We start from the raw sequence: 21453 nt of genomic DNA on the forward strand, positions 1-21453 counted from the left end.
CGCGCCCGCCCACCTAACGAAGCGGGAATCCCACCGCCGCCTCGAGCTCGGCGAGCGCGGCGAGGGGCTCGACGACGCGGATCGTCGTCATGCCCATCGCGCGCGCGGGCTTGAGGTTGGCGCCGATGTCGTCGAGGAAGGCCACCGCGGGCGGCGCGACGCCGAGCCGCTCGCACGCGAGCGCGTAGATGCGCGGGTCGGGCTTCCGGAGCCCGACCACGCTCGATGCGACGAAGACGTCGAAGTGGGCGGCGAGGGCGTGCGCGGGCGCGCTCGCGACGGGCTCCGGCGTGCCCGCCGCCGCGGCGCCGCGCGCACCGTCGGTCGACCAGTCGTTCGTGAGCGCCGCGACCGCGAGCCCGTGCGCGCGAAGGCGCGAGATCGCGTCGAGCATCGCGGGGCGCGGCTGCGCCTCGCGCTCCATCTCCGCGAACATCGCGCGCGCATCGACCGCGTGCCCCGCCGCGCGGCACTCGCGTTCGAACTCGGCGAAGAACGCGTCGCGCGCGAGCTCGCCGCGCTCGAGGCGCGACCACGCGCCGTGCGGCGCGGTCTGCGCGACGACCCGGTTCACGGCGTTCGCGGGCAGCCCGTTCGCGCGCTCGTAGCGCGCGATCGCGTGCAGCGGTGACCCGAGCACGACGCCGCCGAGGTCGAAGACGACCGCCCGCAGGTGCGAGCGGGCCCGCGGTGTGCGCGCCGTCGGCTCGCTCATCGCGCCGCGCCGAGCGCTTCGAGGTGCGCCAGGATCTCGTCGACGCGGTCGTAGGCGCGCAGCTCGCGCGGCGTGAAGCCTTCGGCGAGGCCGAGCGCGAGCGCGCTCGGGGCGAAGGCGGCGGCCGCGTGCCCGAGCCCGAGCGCGCGCTGCGCGCCGCGGCGCCGCGTGCGCGCGGCGAGCACGCAAGCGGTGCCGATCGCGCCGCCGCCGAGCGCCGCGACCTGCTGCTTGCGGCGCCGCGCGGCCGCGATGCGGCGACCGTAGGCGAGCGTCCGGCGCGCGCGCGCGAGCGCGCGCTCGTCGGGCGCCGGGAGCGGCGTCCCGGGGCCGCCCAGCTCGAGCTCGGCGAGGATGCCGGCGTGGTCGGAGTAGGCCGCGCGCCGCCCCTCGATCACGATCTCCTCGTCGAGCACGCGCGCGACGTCGACGGGCGCGAGCCCGAGCGACGCGCCCGGTCGCACGAGCACGTAGTCGATGCGCGGGCCGGGCGCGTTCTCGCGAGGACGATAGGCGGACTGCGGGACGACCGAGGCCTCCGCCTTCCCGAGCGCGCGAGCGACGTCGACGAGCCCCGTCGCGCCGCGCGCGACGGTGAGCTCGGAGCGGTACGAGTAGGCGTTGAGGTCGCCCGCGACCGCGATCGGCAGCGGCGTGGCGGCGACCGCCGCCGCGATCTGCACGATCTCCGCCATGCGGTGCCCGACGAACTCGTCCGCATAGCCCGAGTAGCCGTAGGCGGCGTGCAGGTGCGTCGCGATCACGTCGAGCGCGCCGGCCGGCGTCGCGAGCCGCGTCGTCAGGAAGCCCTTGTTTCCCCAGTAGTCCATCTGCGCGACGCGCTGCGGGAGGCCGCACAGCAGGAACGGCTCGAAGTGCGCGCGCTCGATCGGCCAGCGCGAGAGCAGGACGAGGCCGCCGTTCCCGATGCCGGCGCCCTCGCTCCACGCGTGCACGAGCCCCGCGCGCGCGCCGTGCTCCGCGAGCAACGCGGCCTGCTCGGTGCTCCAGACCTCCTGGAACGCGGCGACGTCGAGCGACAGCGACGCGAGCCGCTCGCCGATCGCGCGCGCGCGCGCCTCGGGCGCGTGGCTGAGCGGTGCGGGGAGACCCCAGACGTTCAGCGTGAGCAGACGCAGGCGCATCGGGCGCGCGACCGTATCACAGCGCCGCGCACAGCTCGTCGAGCGCGGCGGCCTCGCGCGCGGCGACGATCGCGGCGTCGGCGCTGCCGGCTTCCGCGCACGTGGGAACCGGGACGAGCGCGGGGGCCGACCCTCGCGCGCGCATCGCGGCCACGTGCTCGTGCCATCCACCCTCGGGCGCGCAGGACGCGACGACGAACGCGACGCGCTCGCCCGGAGCGAGCCCGAGGGCGTGGCGGATCGCGACGCGCGAGCGGCGGAGCGCGCCGAGCGCCGCGATGCCGGTCGTGAAGCGCGCGTTCAGCTCGACGACGGGGCGCAGCCGCTCGACGGGCGCCGCGCCACCGCGGTCGAGGTACGCGAACGCGTCGACCGCGCACGGGCCCCCGTAGCCCGCGGCGCTCGCGGCGGCGACCAGCTCGGCCGCCGCTCCCCGCGCCGCATCGTCCCACGAGGTGCCGGAGAACACGCGACCGCGCGCGTCGATCTCGCCGCGGTGGCCGCGCGGCGCGCCGCTCGCGCTCGTGATCGCGCGCAGGCTCCCGAGCAGGGCGAGCGCACCCCCGCCCGCGCCGCGCGCGCCGGCGTGGAAGGCGACCGAGAGGTCGACGGTGCGCTCGAGCCACGGCTCGAGCACGGCGCCGCCGCGCGCGGCGAGCCGGTCGAGCGCGCGCTCGAGCGCGGCGCGCGGTGCCGCGTCGGCGACGCGCCCGCCGCGCAGGTGGAGGCGCCCGCGCCCGCTCGTCCCGAGGCGCGGCTTGAGGCACGCGTGCGCGCGCATCCACGCGGGCCACGCGTCGATGCGCGCCTGCACGTCGGAGAGCGTCGCGCTCCGCGGAGCGCCCGGGGCGAGCGCTTCGGCCGCATAGCATGTGATCCGCGGCGCGACGGCGGGCCCGCTCGCCGGCGCCGCGAAGGCCTTGTCGTGGAGCGCCATCGCGGTCGCGGGCGGCGCGCCGCGCCAGCGCGCACCGAGGCGGGCGAGCGTCTCGCGCGCGGCCTCGTCGCCGAGCCAGGCGATGCCGCCGGGCGCGTCGTCGCTCGCGTCGGCGGCGGCCGGCGCGTCGTCGGTCGCGGTCGCGGTCGTCGAAGGCCGCGCGGCACCCGCGCCGGTCGGCGCGTCCGCGGCCGCGCACCACGGGAAGGCGGGCTCGGCGTGCGGCGAGGCGCGTCGCACTCCGTCTTCGGCGACGAGCTCCGCGCCTTCGCCGAAGAGCGCGCCGAACAGCGCGCGCGCGGCGGCGACGCGCGGCGTGCGCGCCGCCTCCCTCCACGCCTCGCCCTCCTCGGCGCCGAGGTTCGCGAGCACGAGCAGGCGGGTCACGCGGGCGTCGGGCCGTCGTCGGCGCGCGGTGCGCGCCGCGCGCCCGGACGGGCGCGCGCCCGGCGGACGTGCTCGATCAGCGCGCGGTCGAGCCCCGCGCGCTCGCGCGGGGCCACGGCGAAGCGCCGTCCCTTGGCGCGGTTCGCGCCGAGCGGGAAGGGCGCGCAGCGCGCATAGCGTTCGGCGTCGTCGGCGCCCGGTGCGAGGCGCCGCAGCCACTCCGCGGCGAAGCGCACGTGTCCCACCTCGTCGTCGTGGACGCGCTGGCAGACGCGCGCGCTCGGCTCGTCGCCGGCCGCGCGGAACGCGTCGCGCCACAGCAGCGTGAAGTCGAGGTTCGCCTGCTCGAGCGTGAGTCCCATGCCGGCGAGGAAGGCGGCGATCCCGTGCGGCGAGGCGCGCAGCGCGGGCACCTGGTTCCAGAAGTAGGGCACGTGGGCGTGGCCCTCGAGGCGCGCCCCGTGCGCGTCGAGGCGCGCGAGGTAGAGGCGGCAGTGGAGCTGCTCCTCGCCGATCACGCGCGCGAGGCCTCTGCGCAGCGCGGCGGGTGCGTCGGGGAAGCGCAGCAGCGCCCACGCGAAGAGCTCGACCGCCATCAGCTCGTGGTGCGCGAAGCGCGCGAGGCACGCGATGCGCGCCTCGGGCCGGCCGAGCTCGCGAGGGAGCGGGAGGCGTGGCGCGCGCGCGGCGAAGGCGATCGCCGGGGCGCGCTCGGGGCCGTCGACGTCGACCGCGGGGCCCGGCTGCGCGTCGTCGAGGTCGGCGGGCAGCGGCGCGAGCTTCGCGTCGAGCTCGCCGCTCGCGAGGATCGCCAGGCAGCGCGCGCGCAGGCTCGTGTCGGGGTCGGACATCGCGCGCAGGGTAGCGGCGTGGGGCGCGTCGCCTCGATCCGGGCGATGCTCCGCACCGCGTCGCCCCGCGGCCGCGGGCAGGGTCGGGCGGCGATCGGCCGGACTCGCTGCTTCCGCGCACGCGCGCCGCGCCGTGCGCGGCCGGAGGAGGGACACGATGGCTCGAGCTCGCGTTCTCGTCGGGACCCGCAAGGGCGCGTTCGTGATGACGTCGGACGGCACGCGCGACCGCTGGCAGATCGACGGCCCGCACTTCGCGGGCTGGGAGATGTACCACCTCAAAGGGTCGCCCGTGGATCCGAACCGCATCTATGCGTCGCAGTCGTCGGGCTGGTTCGGCCAGCTCGTGCAGCGCAGCGACGACGGCGGCGCGACGTGGTCGCCCGTGTCGAACGAGCTCGTCTACGACGGCGTCGCGGGCACGCACCAGTGGTACGACGGCACGCCGCATCCGTGGGAGCTCGCGCGCGTGTGGCATCTCGAGCCCTCGCTCGACGATCCCGACACCGTGTACGCGGGCGTCGAGGACGCGGCGCTCTTCCGCTCGACCGACGGCGGCGCGAGCTGGCACGAGCTCGCGGGGCTGCGCCGGCACGGCTCGGGCTCGGCGTGGCAGCCGGGGGCGGGCGGGCTGTGCCTGCACACGATCGTGCTCGACCCGACGGATGCGAAGCGCATCTACACCGCGATCTCCGCGGCCGGGGCCTTCCGCAGCGACGACGGCGGCGCGACGTGGCGCGCGATCAACCGCGGGCTCGTGTCCGAGCAGATCCCCGACCCGACGGCCGAGGTCGGCCACTGCGTGCACCGCATCGCGATGCACCCCGCGCGCCCGAACGTGCTCTTCATGCAGAAGCACTGGGACGTGATGCGCAGCGACGACGCCGGCGACACCTGGCGCGAGGTGAGCGGCGACCTGCCGACCGACTTCGGGTTCCCGATCGACGTGCACGCGCACGAGCCCGACACGGTCTACGTCGTGCCGATCACGAGCGACTCCCTCCACTACCCGCCGGACGGGAAGCTGCGCGTCTTCCGCAGCCGCACGGGCGGTGGCGAGTGGGAGCCGCTCTCGAAGGGGCTCCCGCAGGCGCACTGCTACGTGAACGTGCTGCGCGACGCGATGGCGGTCGACCGGCTCGACCCGTGCGGCGTGTACGTCGGGACGACGGGAGGGCAGGTCTTCGTCTCGCCCGACGGCGGTGACCACTGGACGGCGATCGCCGAGCACCTTCCGCCCGTCCTCTCCGTCGAGGTCCAGACGCTCCCGTGATCCGCGTCGTGCTGCCGCCGCACCTGCGCACGCTCGCGGGCGTCGCGGGCGAGGTCGCGCTCGAGGTCGCCGACCCGGCGACGCGCGACGCCGTGCTCGACGCGCTCGAGGCGCGCTACCCGATGCTGTGCGGAACGATCCGCGATCGCACCACCGGCGAGCGCCGGCCGTTCATCCGCTTCTTCGCCTGCCGCGAGGACCGCACGTTCGACGCGCGCGACGCGCCGCTTCCCGAGGGCGTGCGCAGCGGGCGCGAGCCGCTGCTCGTCGTCGGTGCGCTCGCGGGCGGCTGAGCGGGCGGCGCGGGCGCCCGTCGGGCCGCTCGCCTAGCGAGGCTTCGCGGCGGCGACGACGGCGATGTCGAGCTGCCACGAGCGCGCGTCGGGGTCGAGCGCGAACGCGCGGCGCACGCCGTCCGGCGCCGCGCGGAAGAGGGCGCGCAGTCCCTCGCGCGCCGCGGCCGGCGTGTGCATGCGGTCGGTCCAGACGTCGAAGTCGAGCGGGCAGGGGAAGCTGCCCGCCCGCCGCACGTCGGCGAGGCCGGCGGACTCGAGCATCGCGCGCCACTCGCCGACGCGGTGGTTGCGGACGTGCGACGGGTCGCGGAGCAGCTCGATCGCGTTGAGCCAGGTGTCCTCGGCGGCGTCGTCGGGGGCGACGCTGTCGGAGAGCGCGAAGCGGCCGCCCGGCCGCAGCACGCGCGCCGCCTCGCGCGCGAACACCGCGGCGCGCGGGAAGTGGTGCGCGGCGAGCCGCGAGACGACGACGTCGAAGCTCGCGTCGGGGAAGGGGAGCGCCTCGGCGTCGCCGCGCTCGACGCGGACGCGCGCGAGGCCGCGTTCGCGCGCGCCCGCGCGCGTCTGCGCGAGCATCGCGTCGGTGAGGTCGAGCGCCGTGACGTCGGCGCCGGCGGCGGCGAGCGCGAACGTCGTGTGGCCCGCGCCGCAGCCGATGTCGAGCGCGCGCTCGCCCGGGCGCGCGGCGACCGCGCCGCACAGCGCCCGCAGGTCGGGCCCGTCGGCGTGCGGCCAGCTCGCCGCGTAGCCTTCGGCGGCGGCCGAGAACTGGTGGCGGACGGAGTCCTTGACGCCGCGCGCGGCGTCCTCGTCGGCGTGGGGGCGGGGGTCGCGCACGGTCGTCTCCTCCGGCAGAGTGGGCGCGCCGACTTCGATCGGCGGCGAATAGTTATCATATGTGAAATACAGGAGCCAGCGCATGGCGAGGTCGCGGGAGGAACGGGTCCACGGGGCGGTCGAGGCGCTGATGCGGCTCGCGGAGGTGGCGCTGCGCCGCCGGCGCCAGCTCGCGCGCGGCGCGGGCCTCACCGACCAGCAGTGGCGCGTGCTCGAGGAGATCCACACCGAGCACTTCATGCCGTCGCTCTTCGCGCGGGGGAACGAGACGTCGCCCGCGGCCGTGTCGCGGACGCTGCGCGAGCTCGAGGCGCAGGGGCTCGTGCGGGCGTCGATCGACGCGGGCGATGCGCGCCAGCGCCGCTTCCGGACCACCGCGCGCGGGCGCCGCGCCATCGAGCGGCTGCGCGCGGAGCGCGCGGAGGCGCTCGCCACCGCCTGGGCCGACCTCGCGAGCGCCGATCTCGAGCGCTTCGCGGCGTTCGCCCACGAGCTGGCCGGGCGGCTCGAGGCGCTGTCCGCGCGCGCGGACGCGCGCGACTGACGCGCGTGCGCCCATCGCCGCCGGGCGATCGGCGCTTGGATCCGAAAGTGAAACGTGTTTCAATACGCGCCCCATGGCGGCCGAGCTCGAGGATCGTTCGCAGCGGATCGTCGAGTCGGCGGTCGTGCTCGCGGAGCAGGGCGGCTTCGAGGCCGTCCGCCTGCGCGACGTCGCCTCGCACGCGGGCGTCGCGCTCGGGACGCTCTACCGGCGGTTCCGCAGCAAGGAGGACCTGCTGGTCGCGGCGCTCGACCGCGAGATGACGGCGCTCGAGCGGCGCGTGCTGGCGAAGCTGCCGTCGGGCGACAGCGAGCTCGATCGTCTCGAGGCGCTGTTCACGCTCGTGACGCGCAACTTCTGCCGCAAGCCGAACCTCGCGCGCGCGCTGCTCAAGGCGCTCGTCTGCGGGCAGCCCGAGCTCGCGCAGCAGGTGGCCGGCTTCCACGCGCGGCTCGAGCGGCTGATCGTCGCCGCGGTGCGCGGCGAAGAGGGCGCGGACGCGAGCGCGCCGACGGAGGCGGAGCGGCGGCTCGCCTGGCATCTCGATCTCGTGTGGTACGCGCTGCTCATCAGCTGGTCGAGCGGCGTGCGCACGCAGGCGGCGGTGATCGACGAGACGCGCGAAGCGGCGCGCCTCATGATCGAAGGCTGGAACGGAATCCCGAACGGGAACTGACGAGGAGAGCACGGGGCATGGGAAACGCAGCCCTCGAGGCCGAGTTCGCGAAGTACGTCGGGAAGGCGGTCGGCCCGCCCGAGGTCGCGCGCGACCCGGTGAACGAGCCGATGATCCGCCACTGGTGCGAGGCGATGGGCGACGCGAACCCGGTCTACACGGACGCGGACGCCGCGGCGAAGTCGGTGCACGGCGGCATCGTCGCGCCGCCGACGATGATGCAGGCGTGGATCCTCAAGGGCTACGAGATGGCGCTCGACACCGAGCCCTCCGACCTGCAGGAAGCGCTCCACGCCGTGTTCAACGCGCACGGCTACACCGGCGTCGTCGCCACGAACTGCGACCAGGGCTACACGCGCTACCTGCGGCCCGGCGAGCGCATCCGCGCGCAGATGACGATCGAGTCGATCTCGGAGGAGAAGGCGACCGCCGTCGGCATCGGCCACTTCATCGAGACGCGCACGTCGTTCCGCGACGAGCGGGACGAGGAGGTCGGCTGGATGACCTTCCGCGTGCTCAAGTTCAAGCCCCAGGAGCGCGCGGCGAGCGCACCGGCCGAGGCCGGCGCCGCGCCGCCCAAGCCCGGGCGCATCCGCCCGCCGCTCTCGCAGGACGTCGAGTGGTGGTGGAAGGAAGGCATCGAGAAGGATCGCCTGCTGATCCAGAAGTGCGACGCGTGCGGCACGCTGCGGCATCCGACGCGCCCGCTCTGCCACCGCTGCCAGTCGTTCGACTGGTCGTACGTCGAGGCGAGCGGGAAGGGCACGCTGCACAGCTACGTCGTCATGCACCACCCGCCGCTCCCGGGCTACGAGCTCCCGATGGCGATCGGTCTCGTCGACCTCGAGGAGGGCACGCGCGTCGTCGCCGAGCTCGGCGGCGTCGCGTTCGAGGACATCGAGATCGGCATGCCGCTGCGCTGCTCGATCGAGGTGGCGGACGAGAGCGGGTTCAAGGTTCCCGTCTTCCGGCCGGCGGCCTAGGCGCGCCGCGCGCCGCGCGACGGCAACGCGGAACGGCAACGCGGAACGCGGAACGCGGAACGGGAACGCGGAACAGAAAACGGGGAACGGGAAGGGAGACACGACCGACATGGGCCTCCAGTACGACCGCGTGAAGGTGGGCGACGCGCTGCCGACGCTCGAGATCCCGATCACCGCGGCGCTGATCGTGGGCGGCGCGCTCGCCTCGCGCGACTACACGCCCGTGCACCACGACACGCCGGCGGCGAAGGCGACGGGCGCACAGGACATCTTCATGAACATCCTGACGACGAACGGGCTCGTCGGACGTTATGTCACCGACTGGGCGGGCCCCGACGCGCGCGTCACGCACGTCGGCATCAAGCTCGGCGCGCCCAACCACCCGGGCGACACGATGAAGCTCGTGGGCTCCGTGTCCGCGAAGGACGACGCGAAGCGCGAGCTCGAGGTGTCGGTCGTCGGCAAGAACGGCTGGGGCAACCACGTCGAGGGCCGGGTCCATCTCGCGCTGCCCTAGCGAGCGGCGCGCACAGCACAACGACAGGAGGCCGGCCCATGCCGACCGGGTTGAAGAACGAAGCGGCGATCGTCGGAATCGGCGAGACGAAGTACACGAAGAACTCCGGCGTCTCGGATCTCCACCTCGCGACCGAGGCGGTGTCGAAGGCGATCGCGGACTGCGGGGTCGACCCGCGCGACGTCGACGGCATCGTCACGTACGAGATGGACATGTCGGACGGCATCGAGGTCGCGCGCGCCGTCGGCCTGGGCGACCTGACGTTCGAGAGCCGCATGCCCTACGGCGGCGGCGCGTGCATCGGCACCATCCTGCACGCGACGATGGCGCTCGCGACCGGCGCCGCGAAGTACGTCGTCTGCTACCGCGCGCTGAACGGGCGCTCGGGCCACCGCTACAGCATGGGCGTGTCGGGCCAGATGATCACGTCGGACACGATCCACTACGGCTGGTACATGCCGTCGGGACTCGTCACGCCGGCGAGCTGGGTCGCGATGTTCGCGCGCCGGTACATGTACGAGACGGGCACGACGTCGGAGGCGCTCGGCGAGGTCGCGGTGCAGACGCGCTCGCACGCGGTGAACAACCCGGCGGCGTTCTTCTACCAGCGCCCGCTCACGATGCAGGAGCACCAGGCGGCGCGCATGATCGTCGACCCGCTGCGCCTGTACGACTGCTGCCAGGAGACGGACGGCGGCGCGGCGGTCGTGCTCACGACGCCCGAGCGCGCCAAGGACCTGAAGCAGACGCCCGCCGTCGTGCGCGGCATCGCGCACGCCTCGGCCGACGACCAGGAGCAGATGACGAGCTTCTATCGCGAGAGCGTCGCGCGCATGCCCGAGGTCGAGCTCGTGGCGAAGCAGCTCTGGGAGAAGAGCGGCATGCGCCCCGACGACATCGACTGCGCCATCCTGTACGACGCCTTCACCGTGATCGTGCTGCAGCAGCTCGAGGCCTACGGCTTCTGCAAGTTCGGCGAGGCGAAGGACTTCGTGAAGAACGGCAACATCTCGGTCGGCGGACGGCTGCCGACCAACACGCACGGCGGCCAGCTCTCGGAGGCCTACATCCACGGGATGAACGGCATCGTCGAGGGCGTGCGCCAGGTGCGCGGCACGTCGACCAACCAGCCCAGGAAGCACGATCACACCCTCGTCACCTCGGGTCTCGGCGTTCCCACGAGCGCGATGATCCTGGGGCGCGACTGACGGAGAACGGCGAGCGCCGCGCGGCGGCCGCTCGCGAAGGAGCACGACATGCCCGAAGCCTGGATCATCGAAGCGAAGCGGACGCCGATCGGCCGGGGCAAGGCGATCAAGGGCGACCTGTCCGGCATCCACCCGGCGCACCTGCTGCAGAAGGTGCAGACGGGCCTGCTCGAGTCCGCGGGCGTCGACCCGAAGGAGCTCGAGCAGATCGTCGGGGGCTGCGTCACGCAGGCCGGCGAGCAGAGCAACAACATCGCGCGCAACGCCTGGCTCACGCGCGGCGACCACTACCACGTCGCCGGCACGACGGTCGACGCGCAGTGCGGCTCCGCGCAGCAGGCGAACCACATGATCTCGGCGTTCGTGCGCGCGGGCGCGCTCGACTGCGGCATCGCGTGCGGCGTCGAGGTGATGAGCCACGTCGGGCTCGGCCAGAACGTCTACCACGGCCCCGGCTACTTCCAGACGCCGGACTGGCCGTGGGACGCGACGCCCGACCAGTTCACGACGGTCGAGCGCATCGTGAAGAAGCGCGGCATCACGCGCGAGCAGGCCGACGCGTTCGCGCTGCGCTCGCAGGAGCGCGCCGCCGCGGCGCGCGACGCCGGGCACTTCGATCGCGAGATCCTGCCCATCGACGCGCCGATCCTCGGCGACGACGGCCAGCCGACGGGCCAGACGAAGCTCGTCGTGCACGACCAGGGCATCCGCCCGACGACGCTCGAGGGCCTGGCCTCGCTCAAGCCCGTCGTCGAGGGCGGCATCCACACGGCCGGCAACTCGTCGCAGATCAGCGACGGCGCGGCGGGCGTGCTGTGGATGTCGCCGGCGAAGGCGAAGGAGCTCGGGCTCAAGCCGCGCGCGCGCATCCTGTGGGACGTCGTCGTCGGCTGCGACCCGTACTACCTGCTCGACGGCCCGATCGACGCCACGGAGAAGATCCTCCGCAAGTCGGGCATGAAGCTCTCGGACATCGACCTCTACGAGGTCAACGAGGCGTTCGCGGCGGTCGTGCTCTCGTGGCTCCAGGTGACGGGCGCCGACATCGACCGCCTGAACGTCAATGGCGGCGCGATCGCGCTCGGCCACCCGGTCGGCGCGACGGGGTCGCGGCTGATCGTCAGCGCGCTGCACGAGCTCGAGCGCCAGGACAAGCAGACCGCGTACATCAGCATGTGCTGCGGCTCGGCGCTCGGCACGGGAACCATCATCGAGCGCCTGTAGCGCGCGGCGCGCGCGCCGCGCGCGCGGAATCGGGAGAGACGCCATGGGAGAGATGGAAGGCAAGGTCGCCGTCGTGACGGGCGCGGCGCGCGGGCTCGGGCGCGTCGAGGCGCTCGCGCTCGCGGCGCAGGGCTGTCGCGTCGTCGTGAACGATCTCGGTGTCGCGTCGGACGGAACGGGCCGCGACGAAGGTCCGGCGCGCGCGGTGTGCGACGAGATCGAGGCGATGGGCGGCGAGGCCGTGCCGCACTTCGGCGACGTCGCCGACTGGAACGACTCGAAGTCGATGATCCGGACCGCCGTCGAGGCGTTCGGCGAGATGAACATCCTCGTCAACAACGCGGGCTTCTGCCGCGACGTGATCCTGCACAAGATGACCGAGCAGGACTTCGACAGCGTCGTGCGCGTGCATCTCAAGGGCCACTTCTGCGGCATCCGCCACGCCGTCGAGTACTGGCGCAACAAGGCACAGACGGACGGGAAGCCGCCGTACGGCCGCATCATCAGCACGGCGTCCGAGTCGTTCCTGTTCTGCCAGCCCGGGCAGCCGAACTACGGCCCGGCGAAGGCCGGCATCGTCCCGCTGACGATCGGGGCCGCGCAGCTGATGGACAAGTACGGCATCACGGCCAACGTGTTCATCCCGCGCGCGCGCACGCGCATGAACGAGGATGGCGTGTTCGCGGCGATGTTCGCGAAGCCCGAGGAGGGCTTCGACAACTTCGCGCCCGAGAACACGGCGCCGCTCGTCGCGTACCTCGCATCCCCGCGCGCCGCGAACGTGAACGGCTACGTCTTCATCGTCTGGGGACGGTCGCTGCGCGTGCTGCACCCGCCGACGCCCGGCGAGGAGTGGACCTCGGACGCGCGCTGGACGCTCGACTCGATCGACGCCGTCGTGCAGCCCTTCATGAAGGGCCGCCCGGGCGTGATCGGCGGCGGGTACGCGCTGCCGCCGGTCTAGCCGGCGAGCGCGGCGCGGCGGCTCAGGCCGCCGCGCCGCTCGCGAGCGCGTCGCCGAGGAGCGCGAGGTGGTGGCTCGCGCCGCCGAGCTCGGTCTCGTGCGCCTTGGCCCACAGGAAGAAGCGGTGGATCGGGTACTCGACGTCCGAGCCGATGCCGCCGTGCAGGTGCTGCGCGGAGTGGACGACGCGCTGGCCGGCCCGGCACGCCCACCACTTCGCGAGCGCGACGGCGCGGCCGGCCGTGGGGGCGCCGCTGTCGAGCTGGTAGATCGCCTGCCACAGCGTCGAGCGGATGCACTCGACGTCGATGTAGGCGTCGGCCGTGCGCAGAGCGACGCCCTGGAAGGTGCCGATCGGCTTCCCGAACTGCTTGCGGCTGCCGACGTACTCGGCCGTGCGCCGCAGCGCCTCGGCCGCGACGCCGAGCATCACGGCGCACGTCGCGACGCGCGCGCGCGCGAGCGTGAAGGCGAGCGCGTCGCCCGTGCCGGCGCCGAGCGGCTCGGCGGCCGCGTCGGCGAGCCGCAGCGTCGCGACGTGCGCGTGGTGCGTGGCGCGGCGCGGCTCGAGTGCGACGCCGCCGCTCGTCGGGTCGAGCACGAAGAGGCCCGGTGTGCCGTCCTCGCGGCGCGCGGAGACGACGATCGCGCGCGCGCCGTCGGCGGCGGCGACCGTGCTCTTCACGCCGTTCAGCACGACCCCCGCACCCTTGCGCGTGGCCGTCGTGCCGGGCGCCTCGGCGGGCTGCGTGCCCTCCTGCAGCGCGGCCGTCAGCCAGTGGTCGCCCGCGACGAGCCCCGGCAGGAGCGCGCGCTTCTGCGCGTCGCTGCCGAAGCGCGCGATCGCGAGGCCCGCCTGCGCGAGCGCGGGAACGAGCGGCACGGGTGCGAGGTGGCGGCCCTGCTCCTCGAGCAGGAGGCAGAGCTCGAGCAGGCCCATGCCCATGCCGTCCTGCGCCTCGTCGACGGCGATGCCCAGCAGGTTGGCCTCGGCGAGCTGCTTCCAGAGCGCGGTGTCGAAGACCGCCTCGCTCTTGTCGACCGTGCGCAGGCTCTCGTCGCTCACGGCGTCCGAGAAGATCTGCCGCGCGAGCTCCTGGATGGCGGTCTGCTCTTCGGAGAGGGAGAAGTCCATGGGGTGCTCTCTTCGCTTCGTGGCTTCGGTGCGGAGTGGGGTGGGGCGGCCTAACGAGCGGCGCGCGGAAGGCCGAGGCCGAGCATCGCGACGAGCTCGCGCTGCACCTCGTTCACGCCGCCGCCGAAGGTGTTGATGGTCGCCGCGCGGTACTCGTTCTCGAGCGTCGCGGCGAGGTCGCCGGTCGATGCGTCGCCGCGGATCGCGGCCTCCGGCCCGACGACCTCGATCAGGAGCCGGTAGGCGTCGAGCAGGCACTCCGTGCCGAAGACCTTCGCCGCCGAGGCGTCCGCCGGGTTCAGGTGGCCCCGCTCGAGCTGCCACGCCATGCGCCAGTTCAGGATCTTCATGGCGTCGACGAGCGCGAACGCCTCGGCGAGGTTCGCGCGCACCCAGGGCCGGTCGGCGATCGCGCGTCCGTCGGCGTCCTTGGTCGAGCGCGCCCACTCGACGGTGCGGTCGACGAGGTGGCAGCCGTAGCTGCTGAAGGCGGCGAGGCCGATGCGCTCGTGGTTGAGCTGGGCCGTGATCAGCGCCCAGCCGCCGTTCACGCGCCCCACGACGTTCGCGTCGGGAACGCGCACGTTCTCGTAGTAGGACATGTACGTGTGCCCGCCGCTCAGCACGTCGATCGGCGAGCAGCTGAACCCGGGCGTCGTCGTCGGCACGATGAAGATCGTGATGCCCTTGTGCTTGGGCGCGTCGGGGTCGGTGCGGGCCGCGAGCCAGATGTAGTCGGCGTCGCTCGCACTGCTCGTCCAGATCTTCGTGCCGTTGATGACCCAGTCGTCGCCGTCGCGCACGGCGGCCGTCTTGAGCGAGGCGAGGTCCGTGCCCGCGTCGGGCTCCGAGTAGCCGATCGCGAAGTGCACCTCGCCCGTGAGGATGCCGGGCAGGTACTGCTTCTTGTGCTCGTCGGAGCCGAGCGTCATGAGCGCCGGTCCGACGGTGTTGAGCGTGACGAACGGGAGCGGCGCGCCGAAGCGCCGCGCCTCCTCGAAGAAGATGAACTGCTCGATCTCCGTCTTGCCCTGGCCGCCGTACTCGCGCGGCCAGCCGACGCCGAGCCAGCCGTCCTCGCCCATCTGCCGGATGAGCGACTTGTAGGCCTCGCCGCCCTCGAGCCCGCGCGTCTTCTTGCGGACCTCGGGCGTCATGAGCTTCGAGAAGTAGGCGCGCAGCTCGTCGCGAAGCGCCTGCTGCTCGGGGGTGAAGTCGAGATGCATGCGTGTCTCCGACCGCGTCGGTGCGCGCGCGGACGCCGCGCACCCGGGGCTAGAACGTGTTTCAGCGGCCCTCTACAGTAACACCGGGAACGCCGCCGGCGAACGGCGGCGCGCAGGGCGGGGGGAGCGTGCAGTGCAGGTGACGGCCACGATGGGGGCGGACGTCCCGCTCGCCGAGATTCCCGCCTACGCGAAGCGCGTCGAGGCCCTGGGCTACGACGCGCTCTCGGTTCCCGAGGCGCGCCACGAGGGCGTGCTCACCGCGCTGCTCGCGCTCGAGCACACGACGCGGCTGCGGGTCGGGACGGGCGTGCTCGTCGCGTTCGCGCGCAGCCCGATGCTCGCCGCGCAGGCGGCGTGGGACCTGCAGTCCCTCTCGAACGGCCGCTTCGAGCTCGGGCTCGGCACGCAGGTGAAGGGCAACGTGGTCGGCCGCTTCGGCATGCCGTGGAGCGCGCCGGCCGCCCGCCTGCGCGACTACATCGGGGCCGTGCGCGCCTGCTTCGACACCTTCCAGAACGGCGCGCCGCTCGACTTCCGCAGCGAGTCGTACACGCTGAACCGCATGCAGCCCTTCTTCAACCCGGGCCCGATCGCCCACCCCGACGTCCCGATCCTGATGGGCGCGATCGGCCCGATCATGACGCGCGTCGTCGGCGAGGTGGCCGACGCCGTGCAGACGCACCCGACGAACAGCGAGCCGCGCTACCTGCGCGAGGTGATGCGTCCGCGCATCGACGAAGGGCGGCGTCGCGCGGGCCGCACGGCGCACGTCGAGATCGCGGCCGGCCCCCTCGTCGCGACCGGGCCCGACGCTGCCGCGGTCGAGGCCGAGCTCCGCAAGGCGCGCGAGACGCTCGTCTTCACCCTCAGCACGCCCGCCTACTGGCCCGCACTCGAGCACCACGGCTGGCGCGGGGTCGGCGAGCGCCTGCTGCAGTGCACGCGCGAGGGGCGCTGGCAGGAGATGGACGCCGCGCTGCCCGACGAGGTCGTGCGCGCGTTCGTGCCGGCCGCGACGTACGACGAGATCGCGGACGTCCTCGCCGGGCTCTACGACGGCGTCGCGGACCGCATCCTGTTCCCCGTGCCCGACGACCCGGCGAACGACGACGCCGCGCGACGCGCGATCGCCGCGCTGCGCGCTCGTTAGTCGCCGGCGAGGAGGCGCGGCCAGGCCGCGTCGGCCTTCGCGATGAAGCCCGCCACGTCCCGCTCCCACTTGCGCTGCACGTCGGCGCTGTAGTTCAGATACAGCTTGCCGTCGACGATCCTCCACGCCTCGGGATCGGTGCTCGCCGTGTAGCCCTGCGAGACGGCCCACGCGCAGTAGCCGCCGTACTGCGGCGCGTAGCGCTGCGGGTCGGCGCGGAAGAGATCGCGGTGCGCGGCGCTCGAGAAGCGCCACGTGGCGCCGTTCCACTCGAGCTCGAACTCCGCGCTCCCCTCGACCGGCCGTCCGTCGGTGAAGTACGCGACCGGGTCGGTGCCGCGGATCGCGAGCCCCCACCAGCTCTCGTAGACGGGGTCGAGCGCGCGGGCCGCGGTCGGCGCGAGCACGGCGAGCGCGAGCGCGACCGCGCCGAGCGCGCCGCGCTTCGCGTGCCCGAGAGAGGAGCCCGATCGGAAAGCGGCCTGCATCCCATCCTCCTTCGCCCTTGGCGCGCCGCGGGGCGCGCGCCACCGGGTGCGCGCCGCCGGGCGGGAGCGTTGGATGCGCGCCGCCGCTCCGCGTCGCACGCGCACGAACGCTCGCTCTCCCGCGGCGCGCGGCGTCCTCAGCCGTCCTCCGCCCGCGCGCCGAGCCGGCGGTAGCGCGCGAGCGCGCGCGCGATCTCGCGCCAGGCGGGCAGTGGCGCGCCCGCAACGCGCTGCGCGCGGCCGATCGCGAACGCGCGCCGCCAGTGCGCAGCGAGCTCGCGCAGCGCGAACGCATAGGAGTGCCGCGGGTCGTACATGTGCGTGGGCTCGGTCGTGAGCCCGTTGAGCTCCACGACGCGCAGGCCCTCGCCGCGCCGGAGCGCCTCGGCGTCGGGCACGCGCACGTCGTAGCGCCCGAGGAAGAAGCCCGGGAAGCGCCGGCTCAGCGCGTCGACGCGCGTTTCGAGCTCGGGCGTCCACAGCGACGACGCGTCGAGGAACTCGCAGCCGCGCGAGTGCGTTCCGATCTCGACCAGCGGCACGCGCTCGCCCGCGGCGGGAACGCGGTCGAGCGCGCCCGCGTGCGCGGCGAGGAGCACGCGCGCCATCGGCAGCCCGCGCTCGTGCGCGAGGATCAGCTCCTCGAGCGTGCGCTCGCCGTCGCCGGTCGCGACGGGCATGCGCTTCGCGGTGATCGACAGCAGCCGCCCGCGCGGCTCGCCCGGCAGGCGCGCGTAGTAGAGGCCGTACTCGTCGCCGGTCGCGCGCTCCTGCACGAGCGTCGCGTCGAGCCGCGCATCGAGCTCGCGCGCGAGCGCCGCCGCGTCGCGCGCGATCGCGACGTCGGCGCCGCGCTCGCCGGCGTCGGGCTTGACGACGACCGGCAGCGCGAGGCCCTCGCGTTCGAGGAAGGCCTGCACGCGCGCGCGGCGCGCCGCGCGCTGCGGCGCGAGCGGGGCGCGCGCATCGAGCGCGGGGAGGGCGAGCGTCGCGAGGCGCGCGTCGTCCGGGAGGTCGAGTGCGTCGAGGATGGCGCGCTTCGATTCGCCGGCGAGCCCGCCGAGCGGGATGCCGGGGTTCGCGAGCAGCACCTGCCGGAGGCCGCCGTGGCGCAGCGCGAGCCACGCGATGTACGGCGCGAGCGGCGCGTAGACGACCGGGATCGGCCAGAACTCCCAGCGGCGCACGCGCTGCCAGCGCGACGCGAGACGCCGCCGTCCGCCGCGCGTGAGGGCGGGGAGGGCGACGCGCTCGATCGCGAGCGCGGCGAGCACGACGGCGACGAGCGCGGCGGCCGCGCGCTCGCGCAGCACGGGGAGCGAGCCGGCGGCGAGCCAGCCGGCCGCCGAGAAGCCGACGACCGCGGGCGCCCAGACCGCGACGGCGAGCGCGAGCAACGCGGTGAAGCGCGCGACCGGGACGCGCAGCGCGCCGGCCGTGACGTAGGTCGGGAGTCGCGCACCCGGAACGAAGCGGCTCGCGACGATGGCGACGTCGAGGCGCGTCGGGCGCAGTGCGCGCGCGTCTCCCGCGGCGCGCCGCGCGCGGCGGCGGATCGCGCGGCCGATGCGCGAGCGCCCGAGCCCGCGCCCCGCTGCGTAGAGCAGCAGGTCGCCCGCGACCAGCGCGCCCGCGCACGCGAGCGAGCCCCCCACGAGCCCGACGCTGCCCCGTCCGACGAGCACGCCGACGCCGATGCACGCGAGGTCCTCGCTCACCATCGATGCGGCGAAGACGAGCGCGGCGAACGCGGCCCACGTCGGCGCGTCGTCGGGCGTCCCCGCGCGCGCGAGCAGGCCCTCGAGCGCGGGCGCGTCCGCGCTCTCCGCGGCCGCGCCGCCGAGCCACGCGAACGCGGCGGGCGCGAGCGCTGCGAACGCGATGACCCCACTGGCTCCGACGACGGCCGCGCCGCGGCGGCGCACGCCACCTCGGTCGCGCGACTGCGAGTGCGCGTGCGACTGCGATTGCGCCTGCGATCGCGAGCCGGGCCTCACGTCAGCCGGCGCCACCGGGCGCGGCGGTCGCGACCCCGACCTCGGCCTCGACGGCGCCGCCGCGTTCCGCGTCGCGTCCCGCGAGCCGGCGGAACGACGATGGCTCCGCGCGCAGCACGAGCACGCCGTCGGCGCGCTCGACGCGGCCGCGCACCTCGATCGGCTCGGCGATCCACGGGGCGAGCTCGCGCGCGAGCGAGCGTCCGTCGCTCCCCGTGAGCAGGAGGTGGACGCGCGCGCCGGCCGCGTCGCGCAGCAGGAAGACGGCGGGGATGCCGCCTTCGATGCAGCGCGTCGCACACGCGCGGTGCACCTTGCCGGTGCCCGGGTTCATCACGCCGAAGTGGCACTTCGAGTCGACGATCTCGCCGCGCAGCACGAGCTCGTCGGCGGACACGGGCAGCGGCGCGTTCGCGGGCGAGCGCGCGAGTGCGCCGGCCTCCGCTTCGAGATCCGCGATCCCGCCGTCCGACAGCTCGAGGAGCGTCGAGCCGTCGAGGTGCGCGAGCGTGCCGCGCACGCGCACGCGACGCCCGTCGAGCCCGCGCACGGCGTCGGCGGCACCGTGCTTGCCGCGCGCGACGAGCAGGTACGTCGACAGCGAGAAGGGGAGCCCGTGGCCGCCCGGCGCCGCGACGACGAGCGCGGGCACGGGCGCCTCGCGGATCCATCCCGTGAGCGCGCGCTCGGTTCCGAACTCGAACGACGAAGGCACGAACGCGCCCTGCTGCGACGCGAGCGTCGCGCCGAGGGCGGCCGCGAGCGCGAGCAGCGCCGCGCTCGTCCGCCGCAGGTGCGCGCGCAGCGCCTCCGGCGCGCGCGCGGCCCACCCGACGTAGAGCCCGCCCGAGGTCGCGTCGACCTCGCGGTCGTCGTCGCGGTCGACGCGGTGTGCGCGCGCGCCGTCGATGCGCGCGCCGGCGATGCGCGCGGGCTCGACGCGCGTGCCGGGCGGGTTCGGTCGCGGATCGACCCACACGACGCCGTCCTCGACGACGACGCCGTAGGTCGCGATGCGCTCGTCGAACGGCGCCGGCGCGCGCCCGCTCGCGGGGTCGTACTGGAAGCCGTGCCACGGGCACGTGATGCAGCCGTCGATCACGGCGCCCTCGCCGAGCGGTCCGTTCTGGTGCGCACACACGTTGGAGACGGCGGACACGAGCCCGTCGTAGCGGAAGATCGCGACGCGCTCGCCGCCGATCGGGACGACGCGCGCACGCCCTTCCGGAATGTCGTCGACGTGCCCGACGCGCACGCGCCCGTCGCCGCGTTCGCGGCCGCCGCGCGCGCCGTCGACCGCGCGCTCGCGACGCGCGGCCGCGAGGTGGAGCGCGGCGACGACCGCGACGCCGAGCGCGACGAGGCCCGCGAGCACGGGGCTCGTCTCGGATTGCAGGGCGCCGAGCGCGACGTGCGCGACGAGCAGCGCGTAGGCCGCGTACACGCCCATGTGGAGCGACTTCCAGACGCGCGGCGAGAGGTTCGCGAGCCAGTAGTCGTGGCTCGTCGCGGCCATCGCGAACAGGATGCCGAGCGCCGCCATGCCGAACGGCTCGAACGCGAGCTGCGCGATGTCGTCGAGGCGCGGGTGGCTCGCGAGCGCGCTCGCGATCGGGTCGAGGTCGCCGAGCGCGTGGAACTGCACGAGCGCGAACGCGCCGTGCACGAGCGCGACGGCGAACGTCGCGACGCCGAGGTGGCGCCGGTTGTAGAGCAGGGGGAGGAAGCGCGGGTCGAGCCGACACAGCGGCCCGATGCACAGCACGACGTGCAGCAGCGCGAACGCGCACGTGCCGAAGCCGCGGATCACGAGCGTCTCGGCCGTCGCATCGGGATGGAGCGCCGCCGACGTGCCGACGAAGGCGGCGAGGTAGAGGGCGATGCCCGCGCCGAGCACGAGGTCGTAGCGCCGCTTCTGCGCGTTCCACTGCACGGCGCGGTAGCCGGCGCTCATTCCTCGGGCTCCTCGAACGGGATCGCCGCGCTCCCGACCACCTCGCCGCGCGCGAGGCTGTACAGGACGAGCGTCGGGAAGCCGGCCGGCACGCCGCCCATCTGCTGCGTCCGCGTCCCGGCGACGTGGCCGACGAGCACGGCGCCGGCGGGGAGCGGGTCGCCCGGCGCTGGGCGCGCCTCGGCGGGCGCGGGCGATGCGTAGAGCAGGAGGTCGGGCGCGCGCAGCGGCGCGCGCGGCGCGAGCTCGATCGCGCGCGAGCCGCGGGGTGCGCCGAACAGGCGCATGCGCAGCGGCAGCGGCGCCCACGCGTCGTCGCTCGTGAACGAGGGCGTCGAGCGCGGGCTCGCGGGGCCGCCGACGAAGCGCGCGAGCTCGGGCGGGAGTCCGGGCACGACGGGCGTGGACGGCCGTGCGAGGAGCGCCGCCGCGAGCACCGCCGGCGCGATCGCGGCGACGGCGAGCCAGGCGCGCGCGTGCGCGCGCCGCAGCGGGGCGATCATCGCGCGCACTCCGGCCCGCGCGCGTCGTCGGAGCGCGCCGCCGCCGCGGCGCGCCACCAGCGCGCGAGGAGCCACGGCCACAGCGCGGCCGCGCCCGGGACGAGCAGGGCGCGGAAGCCGCGCGTCGCGCCGCGCGCGGTCGCGTCGATCGCCGCGGCGCCGCGCGCGGCGAACGCGACGCCGAACACGAATCCGATGGCGAGGTAGGCCTCGATCGCCCGCGCGACCGCGATCGCCGCCGTTTCCACCGGTTCGTCCTCCGGCCCTTCGCCGCGCGCGGATCGTGGCGTCGGCCGACCCCGTTTCCACGCCGCCGCCGCGTCCGCCACCCGACCGCGGCGCGCGAAGAGTGGCAGAGCCGAGGGCGCGTCGCGAAATCGAGGAGCGAACGTCGCACGCTCGTCGACGACCCCGCTCGGATGCATCCTACGGTCCGCGGT

The 21453-nt window shown here is 74.9% G+C and carries 22 protein-coding genes; 10 read left to right on the forward strand and 12 right to left on the reverse strand.

Going from position 1 to position 21453, the window contains the following annotated elements; all coding sequences use genetic code 11:
* Nucleotides 1-13 precede the first annotated feature (13 nt).
* From R3E88_09035 to R3E88_09050, 4 genes are read right to left on the reverse strand one after another with little or no spacing between them, the layout of a single operon-like run.
* On the reverse strand, nt 14-715 hold the full coding sequence (locus R3E88_09035) for an HAD family phosphatase (protein ID MEZ4216609.1): 702 nt from the start codon (nt 713-715) through the stop codon (nt 14-16).
* Entirely contained in the window at nt 712-1860 is a 1149-nt protein-coding gene (locus R3E88_09040) for an endonuclease/exonuclease/phosphatase family protein (GenBank protein MEZ4216610.1), read from the reverse strand. Before R3E88_09040 ends, R3E88_09035 begins: the two co-directional genes overlap by 4 nt.
* 16 nt (nt 1861-1876) lie before the next feature.
* Nucleotides 1877-3184 (reverse strand): hypothetical protein, encoded by a 1308-nt coding sequence (locus R3E88_09045; protein MEZ4216611.1) that lies wholly within the window; start codon nt 3182-3184, stop codon nt 1877-1879.
* The gene (locus R3E88_09050; GenBank protein ID MEZ4216612.1) at nt 3181-4035 is read right to left on the reverse strand and encodes a DUF455 family protein; all 855 of its coding nucleotides are present in this window, start codon (nt 4033-4035) and stop codon (nt 3181-3183) included. The genes R3E88_09045 and R3E88_09050 overlap by 4 nt, the downstream gene beginning before the upstream one ends.
* Nucleotides 4036-4192: 157 nt before the next feature.
* Here R3E88_09050 and R3E88_09055 point away from each other — a divergent pair, with 157 nt between their 5' ends.
* Both R3E88_09055 and R3E88_09060 read left to right on the forward strand, forming a co-directional pair.
* On the forward strand, nt 4193-5308 hold the full coding sequence (locus tag R3E88_09055; protein MEZ4216613.1) for a sialidase family protein: 1116 nt from the start codon (nt 4193-4195) through the stop codon (nt 5306-5308).
* Nucleotides 5305-5601 carry a MoaD/ThiS family protein gene (locus R3E88_09060; GenBank protein MEZ4216614.1) on the forward strand — a complete coding sequence of 99 codons (297 nt, stop codon included), beginning with the start codon at nt 5305-5307 and terminating at the stop codon, nt 5599-5601. Before R3E88_09055 ends, R3E88_09060 begins: the two co-directional genes overlap by 4 nt.
* A 33-nt stretch (nt 5602-5634) precedes the next feature.
* Here the strand turns inward: R3E88_09060 and R3E88_09065 are convergent, their stop codons facing one another.
* Nucleotides 5635-6441 (reverse strand): class I SAM-dependent methyltransferase, encoded by an 807-nt coding sequence (locus R3E88_09065; protein ID MEZ4216615.1) that lies wholly within the window; start codon nt 6439-6441, stop codon nt 5635-5637.
* A gap of 82 nt (nt 6442-6523) precedes the next feature.
* Between R3E88_09065 and R3E88_09070 the strand changes: the two genes are divergently transcribed.
* The 7 genes from R3E88_09070 to R3E88_09100 all read left to right on the forward strand — a co-directional run bounded on the left by R3E88_09070 (nt 6524) and on the right by R3E88_09100 (nt 12557).
* Nucleotides 6524-6985 (forward strand): MarR family transcriptional regulator, encoded by a 462-nt coding sequence (locus tag R3E88_09070; protein MEZ4216616.1) that lies wholly within the window; start codon nt 6524-6526, stop codon nt 6983-6985.
* Between the two features lie 73 nt (nt 6986-7058).
* Nucleotides 7059-7661 carry a TetR/AcrR family transcriptional regulator gene (locus R3E88_09075; GenBank protein MEZ4216617.1) on the forward strand — a complete coding sequence of 201 codons (603 nt, stop codon included), beginning with the start codon at nt 7059-7061 and terminating at the stop codon, nt 7659-7661.
* A 17-nt stretch (nt 7662-7678) separates the two neighbouring features.
* The gene (locus R3E88_09080) at nt 7679-8644 is read left to right on the forward strand and encodes an OB-fold domain-containing protein (protein ID MEZ4216618.1); all 966 of its coding nucleotides are present in this window, start codon (nt 7679-7681) and stop codon (nt 8642-8644) included.
* 109 nt (nt 8645-8753) lie between these two features.
* Nucleotides 8754-9161, forward strand: coding sequence for a MaoC/PaaZ C-terminal domain-containing protein (locus tag R3E88_09085; protein ID MEZ4216619.1), 408 nt, complete (start codon nt 8754-8756; stop codon nt 9159-9161).
* A 38-nt stretch (nt 9162-9199) separates the two neighbouring features.
* Nucleotides 9200-10369, forward strand: coding sequence for a lipid-transfer protein (locus tag R3E88_09090; GenBank protein ID MEZ4216620.1), 1170 nt, complete (start codon nt 9200-9202; stop codon nt 10367-10369).
* Between the two features lie 48 nt (nt 10370-10417).
* The gene (locus R3E88_09095) at nt 10418-11593 is read left to right on the forward strand and encodes a steroid 3-ketoacyl-CoA thiolase (protein MEZ4216621.1); all 1176 of its coding nucleotides are present in this window, start codon (nt 10418-10420) and stop codon (nt 11591-11593) included.
* A 43-nt stretch (nt 11594-11636) separates the two neighbouring features.
* Nucleotides 11637-12557 carry an SDR family NAD(P)-dependent oxidoreductase gene (locus R3E88_09100; protein MEZ4216622.1) on the forward strand — a complete coding sequence of 307 codons (921 nt, stop codon included), beginning with the start codon at nt 11637-11639 and terminating at the stop codon, nt 12555-12557.
* 22 nt (nt 12558-12579) lie between these two features.
* Here the strand turns inward: R3E88_09100 and R3E88_09105 are convergent, their stop codons facing one another.
* Nucleotides 12580-13692 (reverse strand): acyl-CoA dehydrogenase family protein, encoded by a 1113-nt coding sequence (locus tag R3E88_09105; GenBank protein ID MEZ4216623.1) that lies wholly within the window; start codon nt 13690-13692, stop codon nt 12580-12582.
* 50 nt (nt 13693-13742) lie between these two features.
* Nucleotides 13743-14918, reverse strand: coding sequence for an acyl-CoA dehydrogenase family protein (locus R3E88_09110; GenBank protein ID MEZ4216624.1), 1176 nt, complete (start codon nt 14916-14918; stop codon nt 13743-13745).
* A 139-nt stretch (nt 14919-15057) separates the two neighbouring features.
* Between R3E88_09110 and R3E88_09115 the strand changes: the two genes are divergently transcribed.
* Entirely contained in the window at nt 15058-16071 is a 1014-nt protein-coding gene (locus R3E88_09115; protein MEZ4216625.1) for a TIGR03617 family F420-dependent LLM class oxidoreductase, read from the forward strand.
* On the opposite strand, the gene R3E88_09120 is transcribed toward R3E88_09115, so the two are convergent.
* The 5 genes from R3E88_09120 to R3E88_09140 form a co-directional block, all read right to left on the reverse strand.
* On the reverse strand, nt 16068-16559 hold the full coding sequence (locus R3E88_09120; GenBank protein ID MEZ4216626.1) for a YHS domain-containing (seleno)protein: 492 nt from the start codon (nt 16557-16559) through the stop codon (nt 16068-16070). The genes R3E88_09115 and R3E88_09120 overlap by 4 nt on opposite strands.
* A 137-nt stretch (nt 16560-16696) precedes the next feature.
* Nucleotides 16697-18484, reverse strand: coding sequence for a VTT domain-containing protein (locus tag R3E88_09125; protein ID MEZ4216627.1), 1788 nt, complete (start codon nt 18482-18484; stop codon nt 16697-16699).
* A gap of 73 nt (nt 18485-18557) precedes the next feature.
* Complete coding sequence (locus tag R3E88_09130; GenBank protein ID MEZ4216628.1) at nt 18558-20510, reverse strand: ferric reductase-like transmembrane domain-containing protein; 1953 nt, start codon at nt 20508-20510, stop codon at nt 18558-18560.
* Entirely contained in the window at nt 20507-21013 is a 507-nt protein-coding gene (locus R3E88_09135; GenBank protein MEZ4216629.1) for a hypothetical protein, read from the reverse strand. Before R3E88_09135 ends, R3E88_09130 begins: the two co-directional genes overlap by 4 nt.
* Complete coding sequence (locus tag R3E88_09140) at nt 21010-21261, reverse strand: hypothetical protein (protein ID MEZ4216630.1); 252 nt, start codon at nt 21259-21261, stop codon at nt 21010-21012. The genes R3E88_09135 and R3E88_09140 overlap by 4 nt, the downstream gene beginning before the upstream one ends.
* Nucleotides 21262-21453: the final 192 nt, after the last annotated feature.

Source organism: Myxococcota bacterium (genome assembly GCA_041389495.1).
Lineage (GTDB): Bacteria > Myxococcota_A > UBA9160 > UBA9160 > UBA4427 > JAWKRT01.

What these genes read in the sequence shown, in the direction of transcription:
- R3E88_09035 (MEZ4216609.1), bottom strand. Translation starts at nt 715, where the DNA reads ATGAGCGAGCCGACGGCGCGCACACCGCGGGCCCGCTCGCACCTGCGG.
- R3E88_09040 (MEZ4216610.1), bottom strand. Translation starts at nt 1,860, where the DNA reads ATGCGCCTGCGTCTGCTCACGCTGAACGTCTGGGGTCTCCCCGCACCG.
- R3E88_09050 (MEZ4216612.1), bottom strand. Translation starts at nt 4,035, where the DNA reads ATGTCCGACCCCGACACGAGCCTGCGCGCGCGCTGCCTGGCGATCCTC.
- R3E88_09055 (MEZ4216613.1), top strand. Translation starts at nt 4,193, where the DNA reads ATGGCTCGAGCTCGCGTTCTCGTCGGGACCCGCAAGGGCGCGTTCGTG.
- R3E88_09070 (MEZ4216616.1), top strand. Translation starts at nt 6,524, where the DNA reads ATGGCGAGGTCGCGGGAGGAACGGGTCCACGGGGCGGTCGAGGCGCTG.
- R3E88_09075 (MEZ4216617.1), top strand. Translation starts at nt 7,059, where the DNA reads ATGGCGGCCGAGCTCGAGGATCGTTCGCAGCGGATCGTCGAGTCGGCG.
- R3E88_09080 (MEZ4216618.1), top strand. Translation starts at nt 7,679, where the DNA reads ATGGGAAACGCAGCCCTCGAGGCCGAGTTCGCGAAGTACGTCGGGAAG.
- R3E88_09085 (MEZ4216619.1), top strand. Translation starts at nt 8,754, where the DNA reads ATGGGCCTCCAGTACGACCGCGTGAAGGTGGGCGACGCGCTGCCGACG.
- R3E88_09090 (MEZ4216620.1), top strand. Translation starts at nt 9,200, where the DNA reads ATGCCGACCGGGTTGAAGAACGAAGCGGCGATCGTCGGAATCGGCGAG.
- R3E88_09095 (MEZ4216621.1), top strand. Translation starts at nt 10,418, where the DNA reads ATGCCCGAAGCCTGGATCATCGAAGCGAAGCGGACGCCGATCGGCCGG.
- R3E88_09100 (MEZ4216622.1), top strand. Translation starts at nt 11,637, where the DNA reads ATGGGAGAGATGGAAGGCAAGGTCGCCGTCGTGACGGGCGCGGCGCGC.
- R3E88_09105 (MEZ4216623.1), bottom strand. Translation starts at nt 13,692, where the DNA reads ATGGACTTCTCCCTCTCCGAAGAGCAGACCGCCATCCAGGAGCTCGCG.
- R3E88_09110 (MEZ4216624.1), bottom strand. Translation starts at nt 14,918, where the DNA reads ATGCATCTCGACTTCACCCCCGAGCAGCAGGCGCTTCGCGACGAGCTG.
- R3E88_09120 (MEZ4216626.1), bottom strand. Translation starts at nt 16,559, where the DNA reads ATGCAGGCCGCTTTCCGATCGGGCTCCTCTCTCGGGCACGCGAAGCGC.
- R3E88_09130 (MEZ4216628.1), bottom strand. Translation starts at nt 20,510, where the DNA reads ATGAGCGCCGGCTACCGCGCCGTGCAGTGGAACGCGCAGAAGCGGCGC.
- R3E88_09135 (MEZ4216629.1), bottom strand. Translation starts at nt 21,013, where the DNA reads ATGATCGCCCCGCTGCGGCGCGCGCACGCGCGCGCCTGGCTCGCCGTC.